This is a genomic window from Echinicola rosea (genome assembly GCF_005281475.1).
Classification (GTDB): Bacteria; Bacteroidota; Bacteroidia; order Cytophagales; family Cyclobacteriaceae; genus Echinicola; species Echinicola rosea.
In genome coordinates this window covers 5,813,677-5,838,088 of sequence record NZ_CP040106.1, presented here as the reverse complement: position 1 = coordinate 5,838,088, position 24,412 = coordinate 5,813,677, and the positions used below count along the sequence as shown (strand labels likewise).

General features: G+C 40.5%; 21 protein-coding genes and 2 pseudogenes. 20 read left to right on the top strand and 3 right to left on the bottom strand.

Features of this window, described 5'->3' with window-relative positions; genetic code table 11:
• Positions 1–84: 84 nt before the first annotated feature.
• Entirely contained in the window at positions 85–678 is a 594-nt protein-coding gene (locus FDP09_RS24125; RefSeq protein ID WP_244940521.1) for a hypothetical protein, read from the top strand.
• 43 nt (positions 679–721) lie between these two features.
• Here the strand turns inward: FDP09_RS24125 and FDP09_RS24120 are convergent.
• Positions 722–1,552: pseudogene (locus FDP09_RS24120) on the bottom strand (IS1595 family transposase); the annotation flags it as partial.
• Between the two features lie 635 nt (positions 1,553–2,187).
• On the opposite strand from FDP09_RS24120, the gene ltrA reads away from it, so the two are divergent.
• The 7 genes from ltrA to FDP09_RS22750 all read left to right on the top strand — a co-directional run bounded on the left by ltrA (position 2,188) and on the right by FDP09_RS22750 (position 8,353).
• Positions 2,188–3,468 (top strand): group II intron reverse transcriptase/maturase, encoded by a 1,281-nt coding sequence (ltrA, locus tag FDP09_RS22780; protein WP_137404739.1) that lies wholly within the window; start codon positions 2,188–2,190, stop codon positions 3,466–3,468.
• 365 nt (positions 3,469–3,833) lie between these two features.
• Positions 3,834–4,319, top strand: a complete 486-nt coding sequence (locus FDP09_RS22775) for a hemerythrin domain-containing protein (RefSeq protein WP_137404738.1) — start codon at positions 3,834–3,836, stop codon at positions 4,317–4,319.
• Positions 4,320–4,322: 3 nt separating this feature from the next.
• The gene (locus FDP09_RS22770) at positions 4,323–4,760 is read left to right on the top strand and encodes an RrF2 family transcriptional regulator (RefSeq protein ID WP_137404737.1); all 438 of its coding nucleotides are present in this window, start codon (positions 4,323–4,325) and stop codon (positions 4,758–4,760) included.
• A gap of 95 nt (positions 4,761–4,855) precedes the next feature.
• Positions 4,856–6,679: a cbb3-type cytochrome c oxidase subunit I gene (locus tag FDP09_RS22765; protein ID WP_187328758.1), complete on the top strand. Its 1,824-nt coding sequence runs from the start codon at positions 4,856–4,858 to the stop codon at positions 6,677–6,679.
• Positions 6,663–7,655, top strand: a complete 993-nt coding sequence (locus tag FDP09_RS22760; RefSeq protein WP_137404736.1) for a cbb3-type cytochrome c oxidase subunit II — start codon at positions 6,663–6,665, stop codon at positions 7,653–7,655. Before FDP09_RS22765 ends, FDP09_RS22760 begins: the two co-directional genes overlap by 17 nt.
• A gap of 4 nt (positions 7,656–7,659) precedes the next feature.
• The gene (locus FDP09_RS22755) at positions 7,660–7,944 is read left to right on the top strand and encodes a hypothetical protein (RefSeq protein ID WP_222840310.1); all 285 of its coding nucleotides are present in this window, start codon (positions 7,660–7,662) and stop codon (positions 7,942–7,944) included.
• Positions 7,931–8,353, top strand: coding sequence for a cytochrome C (locus tag FDP09_RS22750; protein ID WP_137404735.1), 423 nt, complete (start codon positions 7,931–7,933; stop codon positions 8,351–8,353). Before FDP09_RS22755 ends, FDP09_RS22750 begins: the two co-directional genes overlap by 14 nt.
• 962 nt (positions 8,354–9,315) lie before the next feature.
• Here the strand turns inward: FDP09_RS22750 and FDP09_RS22745 are convergent.
• Both FDP09_RS22745 and FDP09_RS22735 read right to left on the bottom strand, forming a co-directional pair.
• Entirely contained in the window at positions 9,316–10,026 is a 711-nt protein-coding gene (locus tag FDP09_RS22745) for an anaerobic ribonucleoside-triphosphate reductase activating protein (protein WP_308421176.1), read from the bottom strand.
• A 143-nt stretch (positions 10,027–10,169) separates the two neighbouring features.
• A pseudogene (locus tag FDP09_RS22735) lies at positions 10,170–12,293 on the bottom strand (ribonucleoside triphosphate reductase).
• 283 nt (positions 12,294–12,576) lie between these two features.
• Here FDP09_RS22735 and nadA point away from each other — a divergent pair.
• From nadA to FDP09_RS22675, 12 genes are all read left to right on the top strand, one after another.
• Complete coding sequence (nadA, locus tag FDP09_RS22730; protein ID WP_137404733.1) at positions 12,577–13,503, top strand: quinolinate synthase NadA; 927 nt, start codon at positions 12,577–12,579, stop codon at positions 13,501–13,503.
• Positions 13,504–13,505: 2 nt separating this feature from the next.
• On the top strand, positions 13,506–15,041 hold the full coding sequence (locus FDP09_RS22725) for an L-aspartate oxidase (RefSeq protein WP_137404732.1): 1,536 nt from the start codon (positions 13,506–13,508) through the stop codon (positions 15,039–15,041).
• Complete coding sequence (locus tag FDP09_RS22720) at positions 15,025–15,441, top strand: 6-pyruvoyl trahydropterin synthase family protein (RefSeq protein ID WP_137404731.1); 417 nt, start codon at positions 15,025–15,027, stop codon at positions 15,439–15,441. Before FDP09_RS22725 ends, FDP09_RS22720 begins: the two co-directional genes overlap by 17 nt.
• A 204-nt stretch (positions 15,442–15,645) precedes the next feature.
• The gene (locus FDP09_RS22715) at positions 15,646–16,335 is read left to right on the top strand and encodes a hemerythrin domain-containing protein (RefSeq protein WP_137404730.1); all 690 of its coding nucleotides are present in this window, start codon (positions 15,646–15,648) and stop codon (positions 16,333–16,335) included.
• A gap of 100 nt (positions 16,336–16,435) precedes the next feature.
• Positions 16,436–17,668 (top strand): hypothetical protein, encoded by a 1,233-nt coding sequence (locus FDP09_RS22710; RefSeq protein WP_137404729.1) that lies wholly within the window; start codon positions 16,436–16,438, stop codon positions 17,666–17,668.
• A gap of 59 nt (positions 17,669–17,727) precedes the next feature.
• A complete protein-coding gene (locus FDP09_RS22705; protein WP_137404728.1) occupies positions 17,728–18,228 on the top strand; it encodes a c-type cytochrome in 501 nt (166 codons plus the stop codon).
• Between the two features lie 27 nt (positions 18,229–18,255).
• The gene (gene nosZ, locus FDP09_RS22700; RefSeq protein ID WP_187328757.1) at positions 18,256–20,280 is read left to right on the top strand and encodes a Sec-dependent nitrous-oxide reductase; all 2,025 of its coding nucleotides are present in this window, start codon (positions 18,256–18,258) and stop codon (positions 20,278–20,280) included.
• A gap of 7 nt (positions 20,281–20,287) precedes the next feature.
• Complete coding sequence (locus FDP09_RS22695) at positions 20,288–20,875, top strand: hypothetical protein (RefSeq protein ID WP_226333989.1); 588 nt, start codon at positions 20,288–20,290, stop codon at positions 20,873–20,875.
• A gap of 16 nt (positions 20,876–20,891) precedes the next feature.
• Positions 20,892–21,311: a hypothetical protein gene (locus FDP09_RS22690; protein ID WP_187328756.1), complete on the top strand. Its 420-nt coding sequence runs from the start codon at positions 20,892–20,894 to the stop codon at positions 21,309–21,311.
• Positions 21,312–21,321: 10 nt separating this feature from the next.
• A complete protein-coding gene (gene nosD, locus FDP09_RS22685; RefSeq protein ID WP_226333987.1) occupies positions 21,322–22,566 on the top strand; it encodes a nitrous oxide reductase family maturation protein NosD in 1,245 nt (414 codons plus the stop codon).
• Positions 22,559–23,275, top strand: a complete 717-nt coding sequence (locus FDP09_RS22680; RefSeq protein ID WP_137404726.1) for an ABC transporter ATP-binding protein — start codon at positions 22,559–22,561, stop codon at positions 23,273–23,275. The genes nosD and FDP09_RS22680 overlap by 8 nt, the downstream gene beginning before the upstream one ends.
• 94 nt (positions 23,276–23,369) lie before the next feature.
• The gene (locus FDP09_RS22675; protein ID WP_187328755.1) at positions 23,370–24,035 is read left to right on the top strand and encodes an ABC transporter permease subunit; all 666 of its coding nucleotides are present in this window, start codon (positions 23,370–23,372) and stop codon (positions 24,033–24,035) included.
• Positions 24,036–24,412: the final 377 nt, after the last annotated feature.

Here is a 24,412-nt window from a genome sequence, read left to right as displayed (position 1 = left end):
TCAAAATGTGGAGTGAGGTTTAAGGCCAAGGATGTAAATACTTCTTTCAGAAAATTCCTGTCGAAATTCAAGCCCAAAAAGGGTATGTTGGAATTATTTGAAATGGTCTTTAATCAAGCGTTTTTAGGTGAAAATAAAATCGACCTGAGTGAAAAAAGAAAGTTGAAATCAGCCATAGAAAAACTGGAACAAAAGATTTCCATATCCAGGGATTTGTTCATTGATGAGAAGCTGGATATTGAGGATTATCGATCGATAAAAAGAAGTTGTGAAGAGGAGATAGAACGCTTGGAAGCCAAAGGGACAAAAATCGGTATAATTATTATGCAAGATATTCCAGAGAAAGTCAAAAAGGCCCTTGAAATGACAGAGAGGCTTGAATTATTTTTTGATACAGCTGATTTGGGTATTAAAAGAAAGATAATTGGTTCGATCTTCCCAGAAAATATCGTCTTTGACGGTAAGCAACATCGAACCGCCAGGGTGAAAGAACTCTTTCAGGATATCTATCAGATTAACAGTATGATAACCTATAATAAAATAAGTCCAAAGTCGAAAAAATCAACTTTGGACCGAGTTGTTGACCCCTCAGTACTTATTTCGAACCGTTTTGTGGAGGATTTGGGAATAATTTTGAAACTTTCTGATGAAATTAATACCAAGAATAATTGTTTGTGATCCCGTCAGCTGGAGTTGACGGTACGTGGATCGAACACATTTCAAACTCAATCAAATAGTTCTGTAAATATTTATAAGTTATCATGTGATATACCCCCAACAGGTTTCTTTTAAGGTTACTGATGGCTTTGTGGCCCTATTTCAAGGTGTCGTTTACGGACTCCTTTCCAGATGGGACAGACAAATGGGAGGTCACCACTTCCTCTATTTTCGAGTAGGCCTTGTTCTTGTCGGTAAACAGTACCACATCGCCCTGGTGTTGGCCCGGAAAGGCATTGACACTCGCGCTGTCCACTTTGTACATGACCCTCATTTTGAAATAGCCACTGCGTTTTTTGATCAGTCCAGAATCCAGGTCTTCCAACAGGAAGGATTCGGCAGCCATGGCCACTGCTATCTGCCTCTGACGGCCCTTCCCCGTTTTAGCTGCACCTCGATCTGTTTCTCCTGTACGGTTTCCATGTAGCATTCATCATATTCGATCATATCACTAAGGGTATAGATTTCATCCCGTTGCCCCATCGCCAACCTGATCCTGTGTATTAGCCGGAAAGTGGTCTCATATCTGCTGAGGCCCAATTGTCGCTGGAGCTCAAGGCAGGAAAACCCTTTCTTGGTCGCCGACATAAACAGCCTGGCCAATAGCCAGATCCGGAGCGGTAGCTTACTGTTTTCCGTTACCGTTCCCGATTTCAGGGAAGAGCGCTTCCGGCAACTGCTGCATTCGAAAAACCTGCCGTTGGCAAACCAATAGTGACGGGTTATCTCTTGGTAGCTTTGTACACTGTATCCCTCTTTTCTCCCTGTATTTTTTGGTGTACTGTTCATAACTCTCCTCGTCGGGAAAATGCCCCGTGAATTCTATCAGGTTCATAGCTTTTCTTGTTTTTTATGCATGAAAACAACTATTCTCCCTCCTTGAAATTTAATGACACGTATTGTCACATTTTATTACGTGCTCTCTTACGGATACACATATGTGTGCCTTGAAGCGGAGGAATAAGTTCTCCGCATGCTGTTGAAAAGATGATGGTCGGCCCATCGTGTAGGCTGTCAGCCAGACTTCACAAACCACTTTATGGTGCGACTCACCGAAAGGTATTCGTACTGAGCGATAAAGAAAAGGCAGAGGTCATCTGTCAGGTGGGTAACGGGGAGCTGAACGAGAGTGAACCTCCATGTTAAAACATCGATATATCCATAGACCATACTGAAACTGAGGGGGTATATGTGTCCTCAGGAACAAGTCCGGCAGAAGTAAGCTGTTTACCGGCCGGACAGTATGCGGTGTAAAGGAGGCAGGAACCCGTTACAGGCTTTTCAACGGAACAAGGGAACTCTTTCAGCAGTGCTAAGGGAAAGCACAAGCAGCGAACCTGTAAGGCGAATACCGAAATGCTGAAAGGGGGCGGATTTCATCGTAGTAGTGGTGATACTCTGCGAAAGTAGAGAGGAGCAAAGGGTGGAACCAGAGTTGGTTTCCATATTAACAACAACTTGTAACAGGGGATGATTGATTATTATGAAACAAAGGAACATCCTGTAAGCAGGGTAATGGTACTGGAGGCCTTCAAGAAGGTCAAGATCAGTGGAGGAAGCGGAGGAATAGACGGACAGAGTATCAGCGACTTCGAGAAAGAACTAAATAGGAATGTTTACAAACTCTGGAACCGCATGAGCTCAGGAAGCTATCACCCTTCGGCGATCAAAGAAGTGTTGATTCCCAAGAAATCAGGGGGAACCCGTAGTCTTGGGATCCCAACGGTATCTGACAGGGTATGTCAGCAGGTAGTCAAGGCGTATCTGGAACGTATAGTGGAACCGACTTTTCATCCCGACAGCTACGGATATCGGCCAGGACGTAATGCCCACATGGCCATTCAGTCAGCAATCAGGCGATGCAGTAAAATCGGTTGGGTACTGGATATCGATATCAGTGGATTCTTCGATAACATACCCCACGATCTAATGCTGAAGGCGGTAGAACATTATACCAAGGAGAAATGGGTTTCGATGTACATAGATCGCTGGCTGAAAGCTGATGTTGTGAAGCAGGAAACAGGATTGACTGAAGGACGGGAGAAGGGTACTCCTCAGGGAGGGGTTATCAGCGGACTGCTGGCGAATATGTTTCTCCACTTCACCTTCGATAGGTGGATAGAGAAATACTGTCCGAAAATGCAGTTTGAAAGATACTCGGATGACATCATAGTTCACTGTGTTAGCAACAAACAGGCAGCATTCATGAAAACCCGAATAGCGGAAAGGATGAACGAATGCGGACTGTCAATGAACGAAGCAAAGACAAAGATTGTCTACTGCCGAAATGACCGAAACAGGGAAAACCCTGAGACGGCATGCTCCTTTGACTTTCTGGGTTATACGTTCAAACCGCGCTATTGTCCGACAAAAGACGGGCTGAAACTGATCACCGCTGCATGTATGAGCGAATCTTCCAAAACATCGATCAGGGATAAGGTCAGGAAGTTTTCCATAAGGAAATACCGAGGCAATATTCAAGGACTGTCGTCAGCTATCAATGTCATGATAAAAGGCTGGATCAATTATTACTGTAAGTTCCATAAATGGACAACAGTGGGATTATGGTTCTGGCTGAACAAGAAACTGATAGAATGGAAGATGGCCCAGAAAAGGAGGATTGGGAAACGAAAGGCAATCAGGTGGCTGGAAACAGTCTACCGTGGAAAGCCAAACCTGTTCGCCCACTGGCAATTAGTACCCCCAACCCTTGGCAAGAACAGGAGGCCTAACTTTGGAAGCGCCGTGTGATGGGAGACTATCACGCACGGTGCTGTGAGAGGTTTGGGGTGAAATTCCCCTTACCTACTCGACAAAATATTTAGAGTAAAGAATATGCAAAAGCTGTAAATAAAAGATAAAAATGTCTTTTATTTACAGCTTTTGCGTTTTACATTTGGGTTAAATATAATAGGATATTTGTTGGACCTTAAATTGATAAAAATCAGGGAGAAATTTAAATAGTACCAATAAGATTTTAATTATATGTGATACGGGAAAAAGGACTAACAGAGAAGCGGGTTTCTCAATTAATGTAATCGAGGGGAATGGTGAGTAATTAATTTATAGGTTGATGAATTGACTTAAGTAAGATTTTGTAATAATACTACTAATTTATGCCCAAGCCATTAAAACGTCATACTGCTTTGATCCCTCTCTCACAGGACCATCATTTTGGTCTGTTATTGGTGTGGAAGATACGTCAAGGACTAATGAAAAAAGTGGAAATTCAAAGGATTGTAGATTACCTTGATTATTTCGTTACTAACCATCTGGAATCTCATTTTCAAATAGAAGAAGAACTGCTCTTTTCTTTTTTAGCTAAAAATGACCTAATGCGAAAAGAGGCGGAGGAACAGCACAGATCAATCAGGGAGAATTACAAAAAAATTATCCAATTAGGGGTTGATGTGGATCAGCTTTCTCGGTTTGCAGATGAACTGGAGGCACATATTCGATTTGAGGAGAGGAAGTTATTCCAATATATGCAGGTTGAATTGTTAGATGAGGATTTTAGGAAGATGAGCGAAAAGGTTTATGAAGTACACCGCAAAGTAGAGGAGGAATGGCTAGATGAGTTTTGGGGAAAATCAAAGGTTTAATATATGTTTTCAAAAGCATGTGAGTACGGAATTCGGGCGATGATTTATATCTGGTCCCAAAGTAAGGATGGAGGGAAATTGGGTGTCAGGGATATCTGTAAGGAAATAGATGCACCGGAATATTTCACTGCTAAGGTGTTACAGTCTTTGGCAAAAAAGGATATGATAAGCTCTACTAAAGGACCAAATGGTGGTTTTTTTATCAACACTGCCCAAGAAAATCTACGATTGATCGATTTGGTGATTGCCATAGATGGTGATAGTATTTTTAGTGGATGTGGACTGGGACTGAAGCAATGCTCAGCAGCTAATCCTTGTCCTATACACCATGAGTTTAAAACCGTAAGGGACAAGCTGACCAATATGCTCACAAAAATGACACTCAAGGAGCTTGCCGAAGAAGTGTCACAGGGGAGCGCTACCTTATCTAGGTTAATATAATTCGAAAAACTGATCAAAGGATTTTGATGATCTTGGAAAATCTTAATAAAAGATAAAAAGGTCTTAATGTGTTAAAATAAAATCATTAATAGGATATGTTTAAAATATTGGTATGGCTGGCAGGAACAATGGTCATGACTGGAACCGTCATTGCCCAGGGAAAAGTAGAAATTGATACTTCCACATGGTCTACACAACCGGGAGTAATCGGGACGGTATTATTGTCAGTTTTAGTACTTGTGGTATTAGCTTATCTGATGGTGGTCAGGCTAAATAAGCTAATGAATGTCTCCGAAAAGGTGAAATGGACAAATGAAAGGGAGGACCTTAAGTCTGATCTCATCAATCTGGAACGAGAGGAAGTTGATGAACTGCTAGAACGAAGAAAGAAGGCCGGCTTGTATCGTTTGAGGGGAAATGAAATAGGAGGTGAGCTCAACTTTAAAGATGAAAAGGGGCTTATCAGGAAAATCACGAAAAGCCCTCATAACCCCTTGGTGGATGATAAAAAGTCAGGGAAGTTGAAAGTAGAGACAGATGATAGATTAATCCGCCTGATAATAGCATATGTAGTAGCTGCAGCTTTTTGGCTGATATTCGGGACCCTGATTGGGCAATATTTGGGAATGAAATTTGTGTGGCCTGAAATGGACCAACAGCCTTGGTTGTCCTTCGGTAGGTTAAGGCCGGTACATACCAATACAGTTTTCTGGGGCTGGGCATCCTTAGGGATGTTAGGATTGGGATATTTTGTCGTAAGCCGTACCTCCAACAGATCGATCTTCAGTTATAAATTAGGCTGGTGGACATTTTACTTGATTAATGCTTGTGTGGTCCTGGGCAATATTGCGCTGATGAACGGGCTCAATAATGGTGGGGGAGAGTATCGGGAATACATCTGGCCAGTCATGTTGCTATTTGCAATTGGTCTGATATTGGCCCTAATTAATATTTATAAGACCATTTCCTTAAGAAATACGGTTGAAATCTATATTTCCAACTGGTTTATACTAGCGGCATTGACATGGACAACGGTGCTGGCCATTATAGGGTACCTCCCGTTTTATCAGGAAGGTTTAGGAGAGACAGTTATCCAAGGATATTATATGCATCAAGGAGTGGGGATGTGGTTCATGACCTTTACATTGGGATTGGTTTATTATTATCTTCCCGCTTCGCTCAACAAGCCAATTTATTCATACAGCTTAGGTGTACTGGCGTTTTGGACCCAAATGCTGTTTTATACGTTGATCGGTACCCACCACTTTGTGTTCAGTCCATTGCCCTGGTGGTTACAGACCGTTGCAATCGTGTTCAGTGCAGGGATGTTTATTCCTGTACTGGCGGGTACCACCAATTTCATGATGACCATGAAAGGTAGCCGAAAGGCGATAGAAGATTCCTATGTCCTTCCCTTTATGTTGGTAGGGGTAATTTTTTACTTTGTTGGTTCCACCCAAGGTAGTTTTCAGGCATTTCGATTTACTAATTACATATGGCATTTTACGGATTTTAATGTGGCCCATTCCCATATGACCATGTACGGAATCATCTGCTTTTTTCTTTGGGGAGGGATGTATTCCCTTCTTCCAAAGCTTACCCGAAAGGAGCCCAACCAACTGGCCGTAGGAATGCATTTCTGGTTCGCTTTCATAGGTCTTGTGATTTATATGTTCTCTCTAATGATCGGTGGGACTGAAAAAGGAATGAGTTGGGTTGATGGACAACCGTTCATTGACTCGGTAAGGTTGATGGCCCCTTACTGGCTTTGGAGGGCTGTCGGTGGTTCATTAATGTTCATTTCCCATTTGGTATTTGGCTATAACCTTTACCAAATGGTAAATGGGTATCGAATCGGCAGAAAGAGGAATACTAAAATAGTTAAGGTTAAAAAAGATGAATATGCTAGATTTTCATAAAAACCACCAACTATTATTGGTGACAATTTTGACGATATTTGTTGTGCTAAGTTTGTTTATTGCTGTTTTTCCAGCTTTTCAATTGCAGGAAAACAATGCTCCACTACCAGCGGAACAGCCAATGACTTCGGAAGAATTAAGAGGAATGCACCTTTTTATAAGTGAAGGATGTGTGGCTTGTCATACCCAACAGGTTCGGGGGATAGAAATGGATAAAATATGGGGACAAAGACCTTCAATGCCGTCGGACTATTACTATTCAAAAAAGCGCATGGATTTCTGGAGACAATCCCCGTCCCTTCTCGGAAGTGAACGGACAGGTCCGGATCTCACCAATGTTGGACAAAGGCAGCCTGGAGATCAATGGCACCTGCTGCATCTGTACAATCCCAGATCAGTCGTGGAAGGATCAATCATGCCATCCTATCCTTGGCTGTTCGACCATGTGGACAATGTAAGGGAGGGACAGATTGTACTGGAAGTACCCAAGAGCTTTAAGGCCGGTCCAGGAAAAGTTGTGGCCACACAGGAAGTACTGGATCTAGTAGCTTACCTGAAATCCCTTAAGCAGACAAGTATACCGGTGCTGGAAACGACCTTTATCCCTGCAGTGGGGAAGGATCAAAGGAAGGGAGAAACTGATGAACTGCTTCCTGATGGGGCAATGGTCTATGCCAATAACTGTGCAGCATGTCATCAGGGGAACGGTGAGGGGGTAGCAGGAGCTTTTCCACCTTTGGCAGGTAGCTCTATTGTCAACGATGAAGATCCCCAAGTGATGATCCAGATTATTTTGCAGGGCTATGATGCACGGCCTGATTATGGACAAATGCCCCCGTTTGCAGATTTGTTGACAGATGAGGAAATCGCTGTACTGGTTAATCACGAAAGAAGTAGTTGGGGAAATAATGCCCCCAAAGTAAGTACAGATCTGGTAAGACAGATTAGAGAAATGGTTAACAAAACACAAAAATAGGATCATGATGAAAAAAGTATTTAGATTATTCCCTGTGGTGTGGATATTCATGCCATTGACTTCCATGGCCTGTGAAGTGTGCCGGAAGCAGCAGCCCATAATGCTTGAAAATATCACGCATGGTGTTGGTCCCCAGGGACAGGTGGATTATATCATTACTGCAGTGGCCCTGATTTTGGTAATTCTGGCATTGGCATTTAGCCTTAAATTCCTCATCAAGCCCGGAGAAAAATCCGAAAAACACATTAAAAATTTAATCTTAGAAGATGAATACAATGGAAAATCATAGAAAGGTAAAAGTATTTCTGGATGATGATCAGGTTCCATTTGGTGAATTTCATCCTCCTGTAAAGTTTATGTTGGATACTACCAAGATTCCTGATGGTAAGCACAAATTGAAAATTGTGGCCAAATCCACTGATGGTATTGAAGGGGTCAGAGAAGTTAACTTTGAAGTTCGGAATGGTCCCGCAATCGATCTGGTAGGCCTCAAAGAAAATGATATTGTGGACGAAAATGTGACCCTTACTATTAATGCATACGGTAGTGAGCGAAAGGACTTATTTGTTGTGACCGGATCAGAAACTCCCAAGGGCATCCCATCATGGGTATGGGCCATTTTGATTGGATTCATTGGTTGGGGGATGTATTATTTGTTGAGATTTTGGACAGATGATAATTATATCAGTTTTTTCTAATGAAAATCAAAAGGAAACATTGACGATTTGGTTGATGTAAATCTTTTTGAAAATCGCAATAACCCAAAAAATCATCAAAAGCAATTAGCCATCCTTTAGATAAGGTTGAAAAACTGTTTGAACTTATTTACTCCTCCATATGAGGATACAATTTCGAAAATGACAACAGCAAGATAATGATAATCGAATCTTGGTAGATCATCAAATTCAACCACCTATGGCAATAACCATTGAATTAAAAAGTATTGTAAAAGTATAAGCTGAGTGAAAGAGGATCAGGATCAAGGTCGTGAAATATGGGAATACATCAATAGCCATAGGTAAGGTGTTAGCAAAATTATAAGCATTGTCTGGAATTACTGGAACTACTAAAAACATTCGGCACTGTTTCTTGTACCTTGCATATATTCAGGAATGTCCCGTAAAAGTACAGGAAACAGGATGGAAAAATTCAATACCATCCCTATAATCAAATAGGGACTGGTCGAAAGATGAGCCGACAAAATATAATTTGATTGACACACGACCCTTGATGCCAGATTTGATGAAAATCCATGGAAAAAGTACTCAATCTGCAAAAGCAATCGCCTTGGCTCTTTTTGATTATATTGTTGAATTAATAATTTTATCTGTATATTCGCTATTCCACTAGTAAGTATTAGCCTTCAAAACATTTTCTCAAAAATGACACCTGTTTCACGGAAATAATTAATTAAGTTATTGAAAATCTGTGAGGAATAAAACTGCTGGTTTGAAAATGGGAATCATATAATTTTATCTGTATATCCGCAAAGACACCAGTAGCTTTTTGTAAATAAGCTATTCTTTCAGTAAGAACATAAAAGTCCAAAGAAACGATATTTTATTCTGTGTAAATCTGTGGAATCTCCCGATAAACCGGGACAGGCTGTGAGAAATAAGTTTACTAGTGTAATAACGGATAATCATATAATTTTATTTACTTAACGCAAAACCACATTTATTTTTGAAGTGGATAATGAGGAAAGGTTTTGAATGCCTTTTGATTTGGGGAGGGGGACCAAAGTTGGTGTATTGTTCAAAAATGGCTGGATATAATAATTCCCTTTATAGTCGAGCATTTCCAAATGGTTAACCATTTTTTTGAGGCTGTCATGGGCAATAAGCTTTGAATGTACGGTAGTCCTTATCTCAAAGTCAATCCCAGTTTTTTGTAACAGATGTAGGCTTTGTTCGAATTCTTGATAAAGATTTGATCCTGTGATTTTCTTATATTGGTCGGGAAGCGCTTTGAAATCCATGGCTACATAGTCTATAAGGCCTTCGTCAAGTAATGGTTTTAGCCTTTTTGGCAAACTTCCATTGGTGTCTAGCTTTACTTTGAAGCCTAGCTTTTTACAGGTCTTGATCAATGGGTATAGCTCAGGATGTAAAGTGCATTCACCACCACTAAATACTATTCCATCCAATAACTTTCTTCTGGAATAAATGAATTCTAAGGCTTGGTTTATATTTAGTTTCCCTTTTCCACGGACGATTTCCGGGTTATAACAATATCCACAACGCATATTGCAGCCTGCGAACCAAATAATGCAGGCTGTCTTGTCTGGGTAATCCAATAACGTAAATGGAGTGATGTTATATATTGGCCTAGGAATTCCCTTCAATAAAATGTGTGCGCTCTGTATGTTCACCTTTTTTTCCTAAGTTAAAACTCTCTACTGGTCTGTGATATCCCATGACTCTGGTGTATACCATGCATTTGGTACGATTGGAAATGTTTTTTAATTGATTTTCCCTTTTTTGTGTATTTTGATTTTTCATGGTTTTTTCATTTTTAATTTGAATAATTATTCTCGTTTGATTCTTTTTGAAGCTTTTCAATAAACAGTTGTTCATCACATTTTGGGCAGTATTCATGTTCCCCTTGGAGGTAGCCATGGACTGGACAAATACTGAATACAGGTGTAATTGTTACATAAGGAAGTTGGAAATTAGAAATAACTTTACGAACCAAGGACCGACATGCTTCTGCAGAGGAGATTTTTTCCCTCATATAAAGATGGAGTACCGTTCCTCCCGTATACTTGCACTGCAACTCATCCTGTAGCAGTAAGGCTTCAAAAGGATCGTCAGTAAAGTGGACTGGAATTTGTGAACTATTGGTGTAATATATGTTTGGTTCGTGTCCTGCCTGTATAATGTCCGGGAATCTCTTTTTGTCTTCTTTGGCGAAGCGATAGGTAGTCCCTTCCGCAGGGGTAGCTTCAAGGTTGTATAGGTTCCCTGTTTCTTCCTGGAATTCCCTCATTTTTTTTCGGATGAAATCAAGCATTTCTGAAGTCATATTTTTCCCGAAATTTCCGGTAAGGTCTTCCTGATCAATGGTGAAATTGCGTACCATTTCATTCATCCCGTTTACCCCAATAGTGGAAAAATGGTTGCGAAAATGGCTTAGATATCTTTTGGTATAGGGATAAAGTCCACGGTCATACATTTCTTGGATAAACTTCCTTTTTTTCTCCAAAGTAGATTTGGCCATGTCCAATAGCTGAGTAAGTCTTTAGTATAATTCAGGTTCATTACCTGCATATTGATAGCCTAAACGGGCCATATTAATGGTTACCACTCCGATACTTCCAGTCATTTCTGCACTGCCAAATAATCCATTGCCTCTTTTTAGGAGCTCACGTAAATCCAACTGAAGCCTGCAACACATACTTCGGACGGCATTGGGCTTATAAGCATTAGGGTTTTCAGTTTTCTCCCCTTTTTCATCAATGATATACTGACTTCCTATGAAATTCTGGAAGTAGGAAGAACCGATCTTTGCGGTATTTTCAAATAGCAAGTCAGTGTTTGGTCCGTGCCAATCAAAGTCCTCGGTAATATTGACCGTAGGGATGGGAAAGGTGAAGGGCTGACCATTAGCATCACCTTCTGTCATTACTGTATAATAAGCCTTATTGATTAAGTCCATTTCGGGCTTAAAGTGACTGTATTTTAGTTCTTCTAATGATTTTACCCCCCGATTACGGGCCTTTTCCAATAGCCTATCAGGTGTCAGTCCCTTGAATAGGTGCTGGTTGTTTTTAGTTGGTATTTGATCTTTCAAATCATCAGGAACTTCCCAGTCCAGGGTAATATTGGTAAAAGGGGATTGTCCCCACCGGGCAGGGACATTGAGGTTATAGACAAAGCTTCGGATGGCTTTTAGAATATCTTCATATTCTAGCTGGTCCTTAAAGATATAAGGAGCTAAATAGGTGTCAAAAGAACTGAAGGCCTGAGCACCGGCCCATTCGCTTTGTAGTATGCCCAAAAAGTTAGACATCTGTCCCAGGGCTTCCCTGAAATGTGAGGGGGGACGGCTTTCTACTCGGCTTCGGACACCATTGAATCCTTCATTCAAGAGCACCCTCAGGCTCCATCCTGCACAATATCCAGTAAGACAGTCCAAATCATGTATATGGATGTCCCCATTGCGGTGGGCATATCCCTCTTCCTTAGAATATACTTTGTCTAGCCAAAAGTTAGCGATAATCTTTCCTGCCACATTATTGACCAGTCCTGCATTGGAATAGGAAGTATTCGCATTGGCCTTTATTCTCCAGTCCGTTCTGCTAATGTATTCCTCGATGGTTTGGGTGCTATCGATATAGGTTGTGTCCTCATTTAGTCCTTGGATATGTTCACGTTGAAGCTTTCTTGTGTGTCGATAGAGCATAAAGGAGCGCATGGCATCGAAGTCCCCATTTTTAAATAGGGATTTTTCAATTATATCCTGAATTTCCTCTACAGCCCAAGTGGTTCGGGATTGTAGCAGATTAATAACCTCTTTATAGATAGTAGGGTTATAGGAGGCAGAAATGCTCTTGAAGCTTTTTTTTAGAGCATCCTCAATTTTGAAGGCCCGAAAGGGTTCATAGTTTCCATTCCTTTTGATGACGTAATGTTCCATAAATGATGGGTTGAAAATTATTTGAAACCTTTCAAAGATATCAATTGCTATAAGTGGAAAATAGTGAAAAAGTCATAGATACTTATGATTAAAATCATACCTTTTTGTCCGAAATTAAATGCTTGATAATTAGTGCCTATTAGACTTGTATTATAGCTTTGCCTTCCAATTCTGAAGATAAAAGCAGGACGGTTTTTATTGCGGAAAAAATGGAGAAATAGGGATCAGTCGATCAATTGTTTCACTTTGTTTTGGTTTCGGAAGAACATTAGTAAGTGTATTCATGGAAGAATTATTAGAAAAGATACATCAATTAAAACAGCATTATAAGGCGGTAATCCTGGCACATTATTACCAAGATCCAGCCATTCAAGACTTGGCGGACTTTGTAGGGGACAGCTTGGATTTGTCCAGAAAGGCCAGAGACAGTGATGCGGAAGTGATTGTCTTTGCTGGGGTGCATTTTATGGCAGAAACAGCCAAAATACTCAATCCGTCCAAAAAGGTTTTGTTGCCTGACTTGGATGCCGGATGCTCGTTGGCAGACTCCTGTACCGGAAAGGCCTTTAAGGAATGGAAGATGCAATATCCTGATCACATTTCAGTGACCTATATTAATTGTTCTGCAGAGGTCAAAGCAGAGAGTGATTGGGTATGCACTTCGGCAAACGCACTAAAAGTGATCCAGGCTATTCCTGAAGATAAGCAGATACTATTTGCTCCTGATAAGAACTTGGGGAATTACCTGATCAAGGAAACAGGTAGGAATATGGTGCTTTGGAACGGAGAGTGTATGGTTCATAAGGCTTTTTCAATGGAGAAGCTCATGAAACTTTGGCAACAATACCCCGCTGCAAGATTGATAGCCCATCCAGAATCTGAAGATCATGTAATTCGAGTGGCTGAATTTATAGGTTCTACCTCTGCCTTGTTAAACTATGTGCAAGACTCCGATAAGGACACTTTCATAGTAGCCACTGAGCACGGCATACTTCATGAAATGCAAAGACGGGCTCCTGAGAAGCTGCAGATTCCTGCCCCGTCAAAGGACAATAATAGTTGTGCTTGCAGCGAATGTGCCTTCATGAAAATGAATACGATGGAAAAAATATATGAATGCCTGCTGCATGGAAAACCGGAAATACAGTTGGACGAAAGCCTTATGAAATCCGCTCTTAGGCCTATTGAACGCATGTTGAGCTTAGATTGAAAATGAAAGAGACCCTGATTCATACGGATGTACTGATTGTAGGTACTGGGATAGCGGGTTTATCCTGTGCTTTGGAAATGGCTCATTTATATCCCGAATATCGAATTACCCTGTTGGATAAAAGTTTTGACAGAAACAGTAACAGTCAGCATGCTCAAGGAGGAATGGCCGCCGTGATGAGTCCAGATCATGATAGCTTCCAATCTCATTTCAATGATACCCTTAGAGCAGGTAGGTGGGTAAATCAAGCAGCCGTAGTGGATTATTTTGTAAGGAAAGCACCTGAGGCGATACACTGGTTGGAAACATTGGGAGTGAAATTTGACAAAGAAACCCTCGGAGATTATCAATTAGGCATGGAAGGAGGACATGCCCATCCTAGAATAGTCCATCAAAAGGATTGGACAGGAAAAGAAGTGCTCTCAGTGCTATGGAATTGTGTCATTATCCATGATCGGATAAAGGTTTTGTCCGGTTATCTGGCCAAGGATTTATGGGGGATTTCTTTTGAATATGGAGGAAAACTCGAGAAATGTTGCGGCATTAAAGGCTTTGACCTTTCCAATGGGAATCCTGTGATCATCCATTCAGACATTACCATTCTGGCGACCGGTGGCTGTGGGCGATTGTTTGCCAGGACGACCAATGCTGAAATCGCGACAGGGGATGGAGTGGCCATGGCCAGTAGGGCGGGAGTGGAGCTCAGGGATATGCACTACTACCAATTCCATCCCACCGCATTATATGATAGGCAGAACGGAAGGGCATTACTGCTCACTGAAGCCTTGCGAGGTGCAGGAGCACATATAGTCAATGATCAGGGTGAACGGTTTTTATGGAAAGGGGACAAGAGGGGGGAGCTGGCGACGAGAGATATCATCTGTGCTTTGATGGAAAATGAAATGACCAGTAAGGGAGTAGACTATCTCTATTTGGATGCCCGTCATTTGGGAAGTGTATGTTTGAAGAAGAATTTTCCACAAGTAGTGGGAAATTGCCTTGGTTTGGGCTTTCATCCTGCTGAAGATCTGTTGCCCATATTACCAGCAGCACATTACCAGTGTGGAGGTATAGTAGTTGATTTACTGGGAAGGAGCAGTTTGGAAGGGCTTTATGCTTTGGGAGAATGTGCATCCACAGGACTGCACGGTAAAAACAGATTGGCATCCAATTCATTGACAGAAGGAGTGGTATTTGCCCGGAAATTGGCAAAGGAACTTGTGAAATTCGAAATATCTAATCCGCCATTGAATATAAGTGAAGGTCTTAAGGAAATGGGTAAATGTTCCTTAGAGGAAGTTCCTCAATTTTTGGAAATTAGGACATCTCTTCAAAAAGAAATGAACAAGTTGATTTTCAGTAAAGATCAAATAACATTAATAAATCAGGTAAGTAGTAAGGTTGAAAAATGGAAAATCATCATTGAACGCAAACAAGCCAGCAAATCCGGTATAGAACTTCAGAATTTATTGGATGTAGCTGAAGTTATGTGCAAATCCTTTAAAGATCAATTAGAAGAGCATGCTGAGCATAACTAAACGATTTGAATTTGAAATGGCCCATTTGCTTTCTGATTATAAGGGTAAATGTTCTTTTTTGCATGGACATAGTTATAAGTTGGAAGTAAGTATCACAGGGGAATTGGCAGAAGGCACAGATATGCTTGTTGACTTCAATGTGATCAAGGAGCTGGTAGAAAAGGAAGTGATCATTTTACTGGACCATCGACTGGTACTGAAAGACAACCATCAAAATATTAAGCGATTTGCCATTAGTGGAGAGGATGTTTTATGGTTACCATTTGAGCCAACTGCTGAGAGATTGATACTTTGGATAAAGGAAAAAATAGCCATTGGTCTACCAAAAAATATAGAACTGTACCGGTTAAAACTATCAGAAACTAATACCTGTTTTGTAGAATGGATTAATGATAGATAATAATAAAAGACAAATTTGTCTTTTATTCAAATAAAACTTAACTTTATAGATAGAAATATGTGGGGAAGATGTCTCTTGTTTCTGAAAATTCGGACGGGTCAGTATTAATAAAAGATTGACAATTAATATTAAGAAGATCTGGGGATGATTATATTTTAAGTATATAAAAGATAAAAAGGTGTTTTAATCTTAATAGTGAGCTTTATGATGACTTTTAACAATAAACCAAATGATGAGTTGGTGTCTGAAAATCTTAATGCGGCTATCTTTAAGGCCTTTAAAAAAGACTGTACGGGTTTTCGATTGGAGCCAGGTAATCTAATGAAGGCTTTGGGATTAATACAGTCGGAAGAGAGCTTTTCCTTAGAGGAATTTTTCACTTGGCCCATAGACTTATTGGCAGATTATATTGAAAAGAAGCACCATAGTTATATAGAGCAAAGGGTTCCCGTGCTTTTGGATATGCTGAATAAGCTGTGCCGGTTACACGGAGATGATCATACAGAATTGCTGGATATTTATAGAGGTTTTTGTAAGGTAGCTAGTGAGCTTAATAGCCACTTATTGAAAGAAGAATTAATACTTTTTCCTTATATCAGAAAAATGGTCCAATTGGCAAATGAGGGAAGTAGTTTGGATGATCCTAGGTTTAGATCGGTCAAATACCATGTGTTGCAAATGATGAGAGAGCATGAATTGGATGTGGATGATTTCAAACAGATTAGAAACTTGACATCTGATTATTGTCCACCAAAGGATGCCTGCAAGACTTACAAGGTGGCATTCGCATTACTAAATGAGTTTGAGAAAGAGCTTCATTTACATATTTTCCTTGAAAGTGCTATTCTATTTCCAAAAGCGATTGCTTTTGAAAGCAATATAAATCGGATATAATATTTATTACACAAATTAAATAACGTAAATATTCATTTGTGCGGAATAATATTTGTTAATTCTTGAGAAGAGTGTTATATTAAAGGAAACAAGATGTCATATGAGAAGATCATGGACTAAAGTGGTACTATTTAATTTTTTGGTGGCCGCCGTAATGGGCCTGTTGTTGCGGATGGTATTTATTTGGGAAATTTCTTGGATAGATTACCGAAATTGGCTTCATGGGCATTCCCATGTGGCTTTATTGGGCTGGGCTTATTTGTTGTCTTATGCTTTGATGGTAGATAGGTTGGTTCCGAAAGGCAAACAAAATGCCTCTTATTATCAAAGGCTGTTTTATATCACCCAGCTTTCTGTACTTGGAATGATGGTCAGCTTCCCCATAGAGGGATATGGTCCTGTTTCTATCAGTTTTTCAACAATCCATATAGTAGGTAGTTACTTCTTTGTTTATGGGATCTGGAGAGATATGAGGACAGGGGATCAAAGTCTCAACTATTGGTTTCGGATGGGATTGTGCTGTATGGTAATTTCTACCCTCGGCGTCTTGGCAATTGGCCCCATTATGGCTTTGATTGGCAAAGGTTCTATGCTATACCAAGCGGCTATTCAGTTTTACCTTCATTTTCAATTTAACGGTTGGTTTTTGACGGTGGCCATAGGTTTGTTGATGATTTTCATAGGTCAGCGAAAATTTAAAGATACTGGCAATAAATTTCGGCTTTTTTTGGGCTTGTACGTGGCAAGTATTTTATTGACCTATTTTCATATACTATTTTGGGCTTATGGGCATTCGGTTTTTTACCTGCTCAATTCAGCAGGAGTGCTCTTTCAGGCGATTGCTGTGGGTATGTGGATAGGAATGTTTTGGAAATCAATTAAAGTAACTATTGACGGGCTTGAGAAAATAGCAAAGTACCTATTTTATTTCGGATTGTTTTCTCTGAGTTTGAAAGTTTTGCTTCAGATAGCACTCGTTACACCTTTTGCCGTAGAAATGTCCACTACTGTCCGGCCCCTAATAGTTGGTTATATTCATTTGTTTATGATAGGTGCAGTGAGTGCTTGGGGGCTTTTAATGCTATACCATTGGCTTAAGGTGGATTATCCGGTTTGGGCCTTGGCTTGCTGGTTGCTTGGTTTTTTAGGAACAGAAGCACTGCTTTTTGTCCAAGGTGGAATGTATGCTTTTCGTTTGGGGGCTATGCCAGCCTATCATGAGATACTCTGGGCAGCATCGTGTTTATTAGTATTGGGGGTAGCAGGACAGTTGGTTTATCTGTTATTTAACAAACGGGTTCTTCTTAATAAGCAATTGCTGCCATTTACATGAACAACAATATCCATTTATAAAATTGTAAAAATAAATCTTGACCAAAAATCCAGCTTACGATGAAAAAACGAATCTTACCATTAATTCTATTGGTCACATCACTGATCAGTTCCTGTGGATCAGGGGGAGGGGGCGAAGAAAAGAAAACTGATACGGGAACAGAAATAAAGAGTGAACTGCCCAGTTCTATTCAAGAAGGAAAAGGGGTAGGTGGCATCACTGATGTGGAGCTCTCAGATGAGCCTAATGCTGCCATGGTGGCTGAAGGACAGGCTATTTATGACATGAAATGCGCCTCATGTCATAAACTTACAGACCAGCGTGTAGTGGGGCCCGGATTTCAGGGGGTTACCAATCGTAGAAAACCCGAATGGATCATGAACATGATTACTAATACCGATGTGATGTTGGACAAGGATCCCGAGGCTCAAAAACTTTTGGAGGAGTGCCTAACGCGTATGCCTAACCAAAATGTAAAAGAGAAGGATGCCCGGGATATTCTTGAATTTTTACGTCGAAACGATCTGGACAAGACCGGAGAAAAAGATGGAGCCATTTGATTTAGTGTTTTTAAACAGAATAAGAAAATGAGAACTAGAAAAGTAAATATGATCATAAGTTTGGTAACCATTATGGGGGGGATGGCCCTTGTGGTTGCCTGCGGGCAAAGAAATGCAACGACGGTTATCGAAGGAGATGCCGCGGAGCAGGTGTATATAGCTCCTGGTGAGTATGATGAATTCTATGCCTTTCTCTCAGGGGGATTTAGTGGGCAGATTACTGTTTATGGATTGCCATCCGGAAGGTTGTTGCGTGAGGTGCCTGTTTTTTCCCAATATCCAGAAAACGGCTATGGTTATAGTGAAGAGAGTAAGCCTATGTTCAATACCTCCTATGGCTTTGTTCCTTGGGATGATTCCCATCACATAGAGCTTTCCCAACAAAATGGAGAGTTTGACGGAAGATGGCTGTTTGTGAACGGGAACAACACCCCTCGCATTGCCCGGGTGGATCTTAGTACATTCGAAACGGTCGAAATACTTGAAATTCCCGATGTCGCCGGCCTTCATTGTGCGCCATTTATCACGGAAAACTCGGAGTATTTGGTTTCCGGAACACGGTTTAGCATTCCTATTCCACAAAAGGATGTCCCTATCGATACCTATAAAGAAAATTTCAAGGGGTTGATCAACTATGTGTCCTTGGATCAAGATCATGGAACCATGGAACTGGCATTTCAGATAGAAATGCCAGGGTTCAACTATGATCTGGCAAGAAATGGAAAAGCAGTATCCCATGGTTGGAGTTTTCTGACCACCTATAATTCTGAGCAAGCGCATTCCCTTTTGGAAGTGAATGCTTCCCAAAAAGATAAAGACCTTATGGCAATTATCAACTGGAAGAAAGCAGAAGAGTATGTTGCTGCTGGTAAATTTACAGAAAGACCTACTTCCTATTACCATAATCTTATGGATGAGAGTACAGGGATTGCCCATTCCCAAGAAATGAAGATGACAAGGATTTTGAAGCCTGAGGACTGTCCTGAAATGGTCTATTTCATTCCTGTTCCCAAATCCCCACATGGCTGTGATGTGGACCCTTCAGGGGAATATATTGTGGGTAATGGTAAATTATCAGCAGACATGTCGGTATATTCTTTTAGTAAAATCATGAAAGCTATTGAAGAAAAGAACTTTGATGGGGAAATAGAAGGGATTCCAGTCATCAATTACGATGCAGGGCTTCATGGAATACTTCAAAAACCAGGGCTAGGTCCTTTGCATACCGAATTTGATGAACGTGGAAATGCTTATACAACCTTTTTTATTTCCTCTGAAGTGGTCAAATGGAATGTGGACAATCTTGAGATATTGGATAGGGAAGCTACATTTTATTCTCCGGGTCACTTGGTCATTCCAGGAGGAGAAACCAGGAAACCAGAAGGGAAATATTTGGTGGCAATGAATAAGATTACCAAGGACCGTTATTTACCTACAGGACCAGAACTTGCACATTCAGCCCAGCTCTTTGACATAAGTGGAGATAAAATGAAACTCTTACTGGATTTCCCAACGAAAGGGGAACCGCATTATGCACAGGCCATAAGGGCGGATAAAGTCAAACCAAACTCCAAGAAGTTTTACAATATTGAAGAAAACGCCCACCCTTATGCGACCTTGGGAGAAAGTAAAACTAAGGTGGTAAGAGAAGGTGATGAGGTTCATGTTTATATGACAGCTATGCGCAGTCACTTGGCCCCGGACAATATTGAAGGCTTCAAAGTGGGGGACAAGGTGTTTTTCCATGTGACTAATTTGGAGCAGGACTGGGATGTGCCCCATGGATTTGCGATACAAGGGGCAACTAACGCAGAACTGTTGGTGATGCCTGGCCAGACGAAAACCTTACTTTGGGAACCTAAGAAAGTGGGAGTATATGCTTTTTACTGTACGGATTTCTGCTCTGCGTTGCACCAAGAGATGTCCGGTTACGCCCGTGTTTCAGCAAAAGGAGCAGATGTTCCTTTGAAATGGGGATTGAATGAAACTTTAAGGGAAAACCAGGAACAAGCGGAAAAGTTTTATGAACAATTGGAAAACAAGTCTAAATAATTGAACCGTGAATGGTAAAAGTCATATTGCCCAATTTCTAATGCTAGGTGCAGTCTTGTGTTTAGGAATATTGTTTCTTCAGCCACTTTGGAAAATTACCTTAGAGGCAGCCCAATTTCCCGGTGGTCTAGACTTGTATATCTGGATCAATAAAATATCCGGAAATGATAAACATATCATCCAAAACATCAATATTCTGAACCATTATATCGGTATGAAGCCGATCCATCCCGATGCCATTCCTGAATTGAGATATTTTCCATGGGTAGTAATAGGAATGATGGCTTTTGGATTGATCTGTATAGGAGTCAATAGGCCTTGGTTTTATTTATCCTGGGTGTTGGTAATGATTGGACTTGGAGCATTGGGTATTTATGACTTTTATCTTTGGCTGTACGATTATGGGCATAATCTAGACCCTAATGCTCCTATAAAAATTGCCAATATGAATTATATGCCTCCTTTATTTGGTGAAAAAGACCTTCTTAATTTTTATGTCCGGTCTTATCCTAACTGGGGAGGAGTGTTTCTTGGCTTGGCCATTTTGTTAGGGGCAGGGGCCTTTTATTTAAAAGGAAAAAGGGTTTATGTGTAAACAAAAATAGACTTTGATGATGTGCAAACTGGTGTCCGCTAAATTGATGATAGTTTGGCTTGTTATAATCGGATTTGGTTGCAGTTCAGGTCCCGAGCCCATTCTGTTTGGAGAAGACTACTGCCATTATTGTAAGATGGGAATTGTGGATAAGCGCTTTGGTGCTGAATTGATTACAGATAAACACAGGGTGTATAAGTTTGATGCTTTGGAATGTTTGATGGACTTTATTCAGGAGCAGCCAAATGATTATCAACAAATACTGGCTTTACCCTATGATGGTACTGGAACATTGAAACCGGTGGCATCACTGGTATTTGCCGTTTCTCAGGAGTATAAGAGTCCTATGGGAAGAAACATCGCGGCATTTCTACCCCAAGCTGCCCCAAAGGGAAAATTAATGAGCTGGGAAGAATTAGTCAGTAGTAAGCCATAAAATTTGATTGATGAAAAGCATTGTTCTATTGATGATGGTTCTTGCCCTGTTTTTGGCCTATGAGGTTGAAGCTACTGTTTGGCATATTCGACCTGGTGATGGAAGTAGGCCTATCAAAGAAGCTTTGGAGAACTCTCAAGCCCATGATACTCTGTTTGTCCATTCAGGAATCTATGAAGAGTATGGCCTGCAGGTGACCAAACCTCTTTCGATAATTGGCCAGGGCAATGCAGTGATTGATGGGGGATTCAAAGGAGAGATTATAAAGGTTTTTTCAAATAATGTGCAGATAAAAGGATTGGTTTTCAAGAATGTAGGAGAAGATTTTCTTGAAGATAGAGCCGCTATTCGCCTTGTAGAGGTAAGTCAGGTGGTCATAGAGGGAAATGAATTGATAAACACCTTTTTCGGGATTTACCTGCAAAATGCACAGGAATGCAAGATCCGTAACAATAAAATAAGCGGTATGGCAGACCAAGAAGCTTATGCGGGCAATGCCATTCACCTTTGGAAATGTAGAAAGATCGCTATTGAAAATAATATAGTAAGTGGACATAGAGATGGAATATATCTCGAGTTTGTCGACCAAAGCAGGATTTATGGGAATATCAGTGAGGATAATCTGCGTTATGGTTTGCATTTCATGTTTTCTAACTACGATACCTATGAGAATAATATCTTTCAACGGAACGGTGCAGGTGTAGCAGTGATGTTTAGTAAACACATTAGAATGGTCAGCAATGTTTTTCGCAATAATTGGGGAGGGGCATCTTATGGTATTTTACTAAAGGAAATTTCTGACGGACTGATTCATAGGAATGATTTTCAACATAATACAGTTGGAGTTTATGCAGAGGGTGCTAATAGGTTAAATATCAGGTTCAATGAATTTTCGCATAATGGGAAAGCAATGGATATTAAAGGCAATTGCGTGGATAATAATATTCATCAAAACAATTTCATTGGAAATACTTTTGAGGTTCTAACTAACTCCAAGTCCAGTCTAAATCATTTTGAAGGAAATTATTGGTCCCAGTACCATGGCTATGATTTGGATAAAGATGGAATAGGGGATGTGCCCTATCGTCCCGTAAACCTATTTGCAATTATTACCCACCGGATTCCATCTGCATCGATGTTGTTACATAGTTTGATTGTAAAAAGCCTGGAATTGGCAGAAAAACTGTTCCCGCAAATTATACCGGAACAACTACAGGATGAAAAACCAATGATGAAACCAATAAGTTATGATTAGTATTGAAGGCCTGACGAAAAAATATGGTAAGCTATCGGTACTTGACCATATTGATATAAAATTTGAAAAGGGACAATGTCTAGCACTTATCGGCCCAAATGGATCAGGGAAAACGACATTGATAAAGATACTCCTGGGTTTGGTCATCCCCAATTCAGGAAGGGTACTGATCAATGGGAAAAATATTCATGGTCAATATAGGTACCGGGAGCAAATAGGATATATGCCACAGATAAACCAGTTTCCCGAACATATGCGGGTTGACCAATTGTTTGCTCTTGTAAAGTCTGTCAGGAGTGGAGTAAAGGGTTACGATGAAGAACTTTATCACGATTTTGGATTGGAGGAGATGGGCAAAAAGCGTTTGGGAGCACTTTCTGGAGGAATGCGTCAAAAGGTCAGTGCTGCACTGTGCTTCCTTTTCCGTCCCGAAATTTTGATTATGGATGAACCTACGGCGGGCTTAGATCCTTTGTCCAATGAAATTCTTATTTCAAAGCTTAAATCCAGCAGAAGAGAGGGAAAACTGATTTTGATATCTTCTCACATATTAAATGACTTGGATGAAATAACTTCTGATGTTTTGTATCTAATGGATGGAAGGGTCAGGTTTTATAAAAGTATAGAAGAGTTAAAAGCTACAACCAGCGAGCAGCGATTGAATCGAATAATGGCCTGTTTGCTAAACCCAAAAGAAGCTTATGTATAAACTGACGAAATTTATTCTGACAGACCTCCTCCAAAATTGGATAATTCATCTTTTTGCCCTGTTTTTCTTATTTGTGATAATGGGGATATTTAGTTTGGAAGGGCAGGAAGATAAGGCTTTGGTGAGTGTGTTGAGTCTTGTTTTGCTGGTAGTTCCTATGCTGGTGATGATTTTCTCTACCATATATTATTATAATATGTCCGACTTTGTATCTCTGATGTTGGCGCAGCCAGTTCAAAGGGGGCAGGTTTTGGGAAGCCTGTTGATCGGTTTGGGACTTGTTTTTAGTTTGGTAGTAGCCATTGGGCTAGGATATGCTTTGTGGTGGTTGCATTGGAGTTCTGCAGCTTGGAGCCTGCTATTGGTTGCATTGGCTTTGGTTTGGGTTTTTGTGTCAATGGCAATATTTGCTGGCGTTGTTGCTAAAGATAAAGCTAGAGGTATGGGCTTGTCTTTATTGATTTGGGCTTACTTTATTCTGGTATTTGATGGGGTGGTTTTGCTATTGATGTATAATTTTAGTGATTACCCAATAGAAAAGGTTGTCTTGATGATAACTTTTTTGAATCCTGTGGATTTGGGGAGGGTTTTGGTGTTGATGCGTACAGAAGCAGCGGCGCTAATGGGATATAGTGGAGCGGTTTTTAAACACTTTTTTGAGTCTACTTGGAGTACAATAGTGGCCCTTATGGCTTTGTTGGTGTGGGTGATTTTGCCATTATTACTATCACTAAGGTTGTTTCGTCATAAAAACCTTTAAAAATATGATCAATCGATTATTAAAAGGTGGCTGGGGGCTCCCGATCATTCTTTTGGTGCTGGTGTCTGGGATTACAGGTGGATTTTTACGAACTGGTTGTTTTGTTTTTCCTGGCCAAGGAATAAGTATGGCTCATGGACTCTTGATGACCGGAGGTTTTATGGGGAGCTTGATCAGTATGGAACGAAACTTGGAGATGAAGCAGAAAGGGTGGGCAATTGTCCCTGTTCTGAGTATGAGTTCAGCTGTTTTTTTTATTTTAGGCGAATTGACAGTAGGCCTAGTCCTTCTAATCCTTTCTAGTATAGGCTTGATCGCTATGGTCTATTTTCAGTCAATGAATCATCCTAAAGCAGGAAAATGGATGATGCTAATAG